The sequence below is a fragment of the Variovorax sp. YR752 genome (assembly GCF_943372545.1).
Map to the genome: position 1 here is coordinate 1 of NZ_CALRZC010000343.1, position 6,175 is coordinate 6,175.

The window sequence follows — 6,175 nt, forward strand, 5'->3', positions numbered from 1 at the left end:
TGGGCACCGACTACCCCTACGACATGGGTGAGGAGCATCCGCGCGAACTTATCGCACAGGTGAAGGACCTGAGCGCTGACGAGGTTGCACAAATCGAAGGGCTGAACGCGGTGAAGCTACTAAACATCACGCCGGTGCGCTGAATACCCACGAGGAGCGCATCGCAATGTCCCCCCTTTTTGAAGAACTGCGCATCGACCATGTGCATTTTCCGAACCGCATCGTCGTTTCACCGATGTGTCAGTACTCGGCCATCGACGGACTGGCCAACACCTGGCATCTGCAGCATCTGATGCAACTTGCCATGTCGGGCGCCGGCCTGGTCATGGTCGAGGCCACTGCGGTCGAAGCGCGCGGGCGCATCACCCACGGATGCCTGGGCCTGTACAGCGACGAAGCCGAAGAAGCACTGGGCCGGGTGCTGAAGGCGGCGCGAGCTGTGTCGGCGCCGGGCACGCGCTTCGGCATCCAGCTCGGGCATGCCGGCCGCAAAGGGTCGGCCCACGTGCCTTGGGAAGGAGGAGGGCCGCTGCAGCCGACGACATCCGGTGCGCGCCCATGGCGCTGCGCCGCACCGTCCGCCTCGCCTTTCACCGAAGGGTGGGACACCCCGGAAGCGCTCGACGAGGCAGGCATCGACCGTCTCGTCGAGGCTTACGTCGACGCAGCGCTGCGGGCCCTGCGGCTGGGCTTCGAGGTAATTGAACTTCACTGCGCCCACGGCTATCTGCTGCATCAGTTTCAGTCGCCCTTGTCGAATAGCCGCGCCGACACGTGGGGCGCCGATCAGGCAGGGCGTGACCGCCTGGTGCTGCGTATCGCGCAGCGGCTACGCAGCCTCGCACCGACGAGCCGCGTGTTCGGCGCGCGCATCACGGGCACAGACTGGGATGCAGGCGGGCTTGGCATCGACGATGCCGTGCGGCTGACGCAGGCGCTCAAGGACATCGGCTTTGGCTACGTGTGCGTTTCCAGCGGCTTCGTGGTGCCGGGCGCACGCATTCCATTCGGCCCCGGCTTCCAGGTCGGGCTGGCCCACGAGGTGCGCAAGCGCACCGGCATCGTCACGCGGGCGGTCGGCGGCATCGCCGAGCCAGCGCAGGCGGCCGCGATCATCGCGCAGGGTCAGGCCGACCAAGTCGCCCTGGCGCGCCCCTTCCTGGCCGATCCGCGCTGGGTATGGCGCGCGGCGGAGACGCTGGGTGTCGAACCCTTCTATCCGCCGCCTTATCGGAGGGCGGCTGGATTGCGCAAGCCGCCAGTGATGCCTGACGCTTGACGCATGACCGCTCCTTCCAACGTTCGACTCCATCCATGACTCCTCCCATCGAACTTCAAGTGAACGGCGTGAGCCATCGCGTGCAGGCCGGCGAGAACGACTTGCTCCTCTATGTGCTGCGCAACGACCTGGACTGCAAAGGCGTTCGCTTTGGCTGCGGTGCCGGCAACTGCGGGGCCTGCACGGTCTCGATGGACGGGCGCGCAGTCCAGTCCTGCGACATGCCGATGTGGGGGGTGGCCGGACGTGCGCTCACGACCCCCGAACAGCTGGCCGGCGACCCAGTCGGCGCTGTGGTCCTCGACGCATTCCTGGACTTGCAGGCGGCCCAGTGCGGCTACTGCATCAATGGCATCATGATGTCGGTCACCGCACTGCTGCACCGCACCACCTCCCCCAGGTCGGCGGAGCTGCAGGACACGCTGCATCGCCACCTTTGCCGCTGCGGCGCGCATGCGCGGATCTTGCGGGCCATTGAAACTGCGGCCGCTCGCCTGCGTGCGGAGGCCTCGGCATGATCCCCGGAGATACTCCGCCTCCCGCCGTCCAGGCCCACCCCCTGCTGAACCAGTGGGTGCGAGTGGGCCCAGGGCAGAAGCTCACCGTGTTCACCGGCAAGGTCGAACTGGGCCAAGGCATCTCGACTGCACTGGTCCAGATCGCCTGCGACGCACTGGGCCTGGCGCCGGCGCAGATCGCGCTGGTGGCAGGCGACACCCACCTGTCCCCCGACGAGGGCTACACGGCCGGCAGCCTTTCGGTGCAGTACGGCGGGGCCACCGTCCGCTGGGCCTGCGCGCACGCATTTGCCCTGTTCCGCGCCGAGGCCGCGCGACGGTGGAACGTCGCGCCCGAGCAGGTCCATGCCGATGCCGGATGCTTTCGGGATGCGGGCGGCAGCCGGCGGGCGAGCTACTGGGAGCTGAGCGATACCGTCAGCCTGGACGTAGGTATCCTGGCACCGCCGCCGGGCCCTCGTCGCACCGACGCGCCATACGAAGGTCGGTCGCTGCCGCGGCTGGATTTCGCCGCCAAGCTCACAGGCGCGGCATATCTGCAAGACCTCGTGATTCCCGGCATGCAGCATGCGCGAATGCTGCGCGGACGGCATCCCGCGCAACGCCTGACGTCGCTGCCGCTGGCGCAACTGCAGGCGCTGGACGGCGTGGCGCAGGTGGTTCGCTGCGGCGATTTCCTTGCGCTGGTGGGGCCCCATGAAGGCGCGTTGGTCCGTGCGTTGCCCAAGGCGAGAAAACTGCTCGAATTCACCGACGTGCAAATGCCGCAAGGGAGTGATGACACTGTGTCGCTGCTGCAGCACATGCCTAGTCATGCGCAACGGGTGCATGAAGAGGGTTCGCCCGTTGCCTCCCGTCAAACCCACACAGCGACCTTTTCGCGGCCGTATCTGGCCCATGCATCGATCGGTCCGTCGTGTGCGCTGGCCGATCCGCGCGGCGACACGCTGCGCATCTGGTCGCACACGCAGGGGGTCTTTCCGCTGCGCAACCAGATCGCCCGCGCGTTGGCGCGCGATGCCGGCACGGTCGAAGTCATCCATGCTCCAGGCGCGGGCTGCTATGGACACAACGGCGCCGACGACGTGGCCTTCGACGCAGCGTTCATCGCCTTAAGCACCGGCCTACCGGTAAGGGTGCAGTGGATGCGGGAAGACGAGATGTCTGTGGCGCCCTTCGGCTCCGCCAGCGCGGTGCAGCTGCACGCGGGACTCGACGATGCGGGCCGCATCGAGCGCTGGGACATGGCCATCTGGAGCCACACCCACATGAACCGCCCCGGCTGGGGAGAAGGCATCAACCTTCTGGGCGCTTGGGAACTTGACCCGCCACAACAGCCTTCGGTGCCGCGCGACATGCCGTTGCCCATGGGCGGCGGCCACCGCAATGCGATCGCCATCTACGACCTGCCGCACCAGCAGGTGGACTATCACTTCATTGCCGATTCGCCCGTGCGCGTGTCGGCGCTGCGCTCGCTCGGGTCGTACGCCAACCTGTTCGCGATTGAGTGCTTCATGGACGAACTGGCCGGGCTGCGCGACGAAGACCCCGTCGCCTTTCGGCTGCGCCACCTGGCCGATCCCCGCGCCAGGGAGGTGCTGAAGACGGCTGCAGACATGGCCGGCTGGTCGCAGCGCACCGAGGCGGGCACAGGTAGCGGCCTGGGCATCGCATTGGGTCGCTACAAGAACCACGCCGCCTACTGCGCCGTGGTGACGCAGGTCAGCGTCGAGGAGAAGATCCGGGTCGAGAAGGCTTGGGTCGCCGTCGATGCGGGCGCCGCGATCAACCCCGACGGCCTCATCAACCAGATCGAGGGTGGACTCATCCAGTCGCTGAGCTGGACGCTCAAGGAAAGCGTGACGTGGGACGCCACGGGCATCACGTCCTGCGACTGGGACCACTACCCGATCATGGGGTTCGACGAGATCCCCGAGCTCGCCGTGCATGTCGTCGACAGGCCGTTCGAGCCGAGCCTCGGAGTGGGCGAGGCGGCCGCCGGCCCGACAGCCGCTTCGGTGGCCAATGCCGTGGCCCATGCGCTGGGCCTGCGTGCCCGCGACCTCCCATTGACGGCCGAACGCCTCGCGGCGCTCATCTCCGCGGGCTGACGCGCGCGGATTCACTTCTTTTTCCATTCGTCTTCATTGCCCAAAGGACACAATGACCATCCAGACCCTCGCGCACTATTCGGTTCGCACAACAAATCTCGACGCGTCGCGCCGCTTCTACGTCGATGTGCTCGGCCTGCAGGAAGGATTTCGCCCGCCCTTCGACTTTCCGGGGCTGTGGCTCTACAAAGGTGGCGACGAAGCGCAGTTCGGCGTGGTGCACATCATTGGCATCGACGCCAGTTCGCCCGAAGGGCTGATCGCTTACTTGGGAGACAAGGCGCAGACAGCGCTGCACGGCAGTGCCGCGGTCGACCACTTGGCATTCCTGGCGAGCGATCTCCCCGACGTGCAGCAGCGACTGCGAGGCGCCGGCCTGGCATTCCGTGAACGCACTGTTCCCAGTCTCGGGTTGCACCAAGTGTTCGTGGAAGACCCCTCGGGTGTCACCATTGAGCTCAACTTCGCTGCGGAAGAAGCGCGGGCGCTCGCTGTCGGCGCTGCGCCGGGGGCTGCGGCATGAGCGCGTCGTCTGCAACGGCTCGAAAGGCCCTGGTCATCGGCGGGTCGCTCGGTGGCTTGTTCGCGGCCAACCTGCTGCTGCGCAGGGGCTGGGATGTGCATGTGTACGAACGCGTGGCCGACGACCTTGAGAGTCGGGGGGCGGGCGTCGTGACGCATCCGGAGCTCATGGAGGTGCTGACGGCAGCCGGCGTCGACGTCGCGGACCGCATCGGCGTCGAGGTTCGCGAGCGAATCACTCTTTCGCGCGACGGTACGCGCGAAGACTCCAGGCCGCTGCCGCAGACGCTAACTGCCTGGGGACGCCTGTATCAGGTGTTGCGCCGGGCATTTCCGTCAGAGCGATATCACAACGACAAGCAGCTGCTTTCGTTCGAGCAGGATACGCGCGGCGTGCACGCCGTGTTCTCCGACGGCAAGGTCGAGCGCGGCGACCTGCTGGTAGCGGCCGACGGCCTGCGCTCCACGGTTCGCAAGGTCCTGCTGCCGGAGGCGGTGCCCCAGTACGCGGGCTACGTTGCGTGGCGAGGGCTGGTCGAAGAAGCCAGCCTCTCGCCCCGCACCCTGGACGAGCTCTTTCCGTTCTTCGCCTTTGGCCTGCCGCCACGTGAGCAGATGATCGCGTACCCGGTCGCGGGACACGGCAACAGCGTGGAGCCGGGCAAACGTCGCTACAATTTTGTCTGGTACCGGCCCGCCGATCAGGCCAACACGCTGCGCGAGATGCTGACCGACGCGTCCGGCAAGGTATGGCCCGACGGCATTCCGCCGCCCTTGATTCGCCCCGAGGTACTGGCCGCGGCAAGACAGGCGGCCAACGATGTGCTCGCACCGCAGTTCGCCGAGGTCGTGGAGAAAACGGAGAACCTCTTCTTTCAGCCCATTTTCGATCTGGAAAGCTCAGGCTTGGCCTTCGGGCGCATTGCACTTCTCGGCGATGCCGCATTCGTCGCCCGGCCGCACTGCGGTATGGGCGTCACCAAGGCCGGCAGCGACGCGGCCGCGCTGGTACGCGCACTCGATAGTCATGCGGAAGTCGCCGACGCGTTGAAAGCCTACGAGCAAACTCGCCTGGATGCGGGCAGCTTCATCGTGCACCACGCGCGAGCACTCGGCGCCTACATGCAGGCACAACTCAGCACACCAACCGAGCGAGCTATGGCCGAACGCTATCGCTCGACAGAGGCGGTGATGCGCGAGACCGCAGTACCACCGGTGCGGCGATGAAGCACCGCACGACCTAACTTGGTTACATGCGTAATTTTCGATCTCTTGCGTGAAATCAATGCGGAGTAGGGGGCTTCAAAGGGCTTCAAAAATCACCCAGTGATGAGCGAACGGGGCCACGCACTAGCCGTTTCTCGGCAGCAAGCCCCAGTTCCGCACCGAGGCGAAAAAGGAAGCAGGGCGGCTGGCAGGGTGAAGCCCGTTGGCGGTGACGAACTCAAGACGGCCGAGAACGACAGCATCGGCAATGACAAGTCCTGAGTCTCGGCCCAGAAGCGTGTCGCTGCCCGCGAAGCTCGTTACCCCGGTCGCACGCCGGCGCCACTAGGTTGTACGCCGGATCTGCGCGGTGCGAAGTAGGCCGCACTCCGTCCTCACAAACAGTGCAGGAGCGCTCTTACAGCGTTGTCTGCCGCTGAAGCAAGGTCGCAATCGGCGAGGAGTTGGCTTCCCTGTCCATGCCGAACTCATGCGCCGTCGGGCTCGCCGACCACGGCCCGGCAGCCAACTCTCCGGCC

At 66.3% G+C, this 6,175-nt stretch carries 5 protein-coding genes; all 5 read left to right on the forward strand.

Annotated features, from left to right (window positions below):
- The first annotated feature begins 166 nt into the window (after window positions 1–166).
- The 5 genes from AAG801_RS39515 to AAG801_RS39535 are packed head-to-tail and all read left to right on the forward strand — an operon-like array spanning window position 167 to window position 5,657.
- Entirely contained in the window at window positions 167–1,279 is a 1,113-nt protein-coding gene (locus AAG801_RS39515; protein WP_341893339.1) for an NADH:flavin oxidoreductase/NADH oxidase, read from the forward strand.
- A gap of 35 nt (window positions 1,280–1,314) precedes the next feature.
- Complete coding sequence (locus AAG801_RS39520; RefSeq protein WP_341893340.1) at window positions 1,315–1,797, forward strand: 2Fe-2S iron-sulfur cluster-binding protein; 483 nt, start codon at window positions 1,315–1,317, stop codon at window positions 1,795–1,797.
- A complete protein-coding gene (locus tag AAG801_RS39525) occupies window positions 1,794–3,908 on the forward strand; it encodes a molybdopterin cofactor-binding domain-containing protein (protein ID WP_341893341.1) in 2,115 nt (704 codons plus the stop codon). Before AAG801_RS39520 ends, AAG801_RS39525 begins: the two co-directional genes overlap by 4 nt.
- Window positions 3,909–3,960: 52 nt before the next feature.
- The gene (locus AAG801_RS39530) at window positions 3,961–4,431 is read left to right on the forward strand and encodes a VOC family protein (protein WP_341893342.1); all 471 of its coding nucleotides are present in this window, start codon (window positions 3,961–3,963) and stop codon (window positions 4,429–4,431) included.
- Window positions 4,428–5,657, forward strand: a complete 1,230-nt coding sequence (locus AAG801_RS39535) for an FAD binding domain-containing protein (RefSeq protein WP_341893343.1) — start codon at window positions 4,428–4,430, stop codon at window positions 5,655–5,657. The genes AAG801_RS39530 and AAG801_RS39535 overlap by 4 nt, the downstream gene beginning before the upstream one ends.
- Window positions 5,658–6,175: the final 518 nt, after the last annotated feature.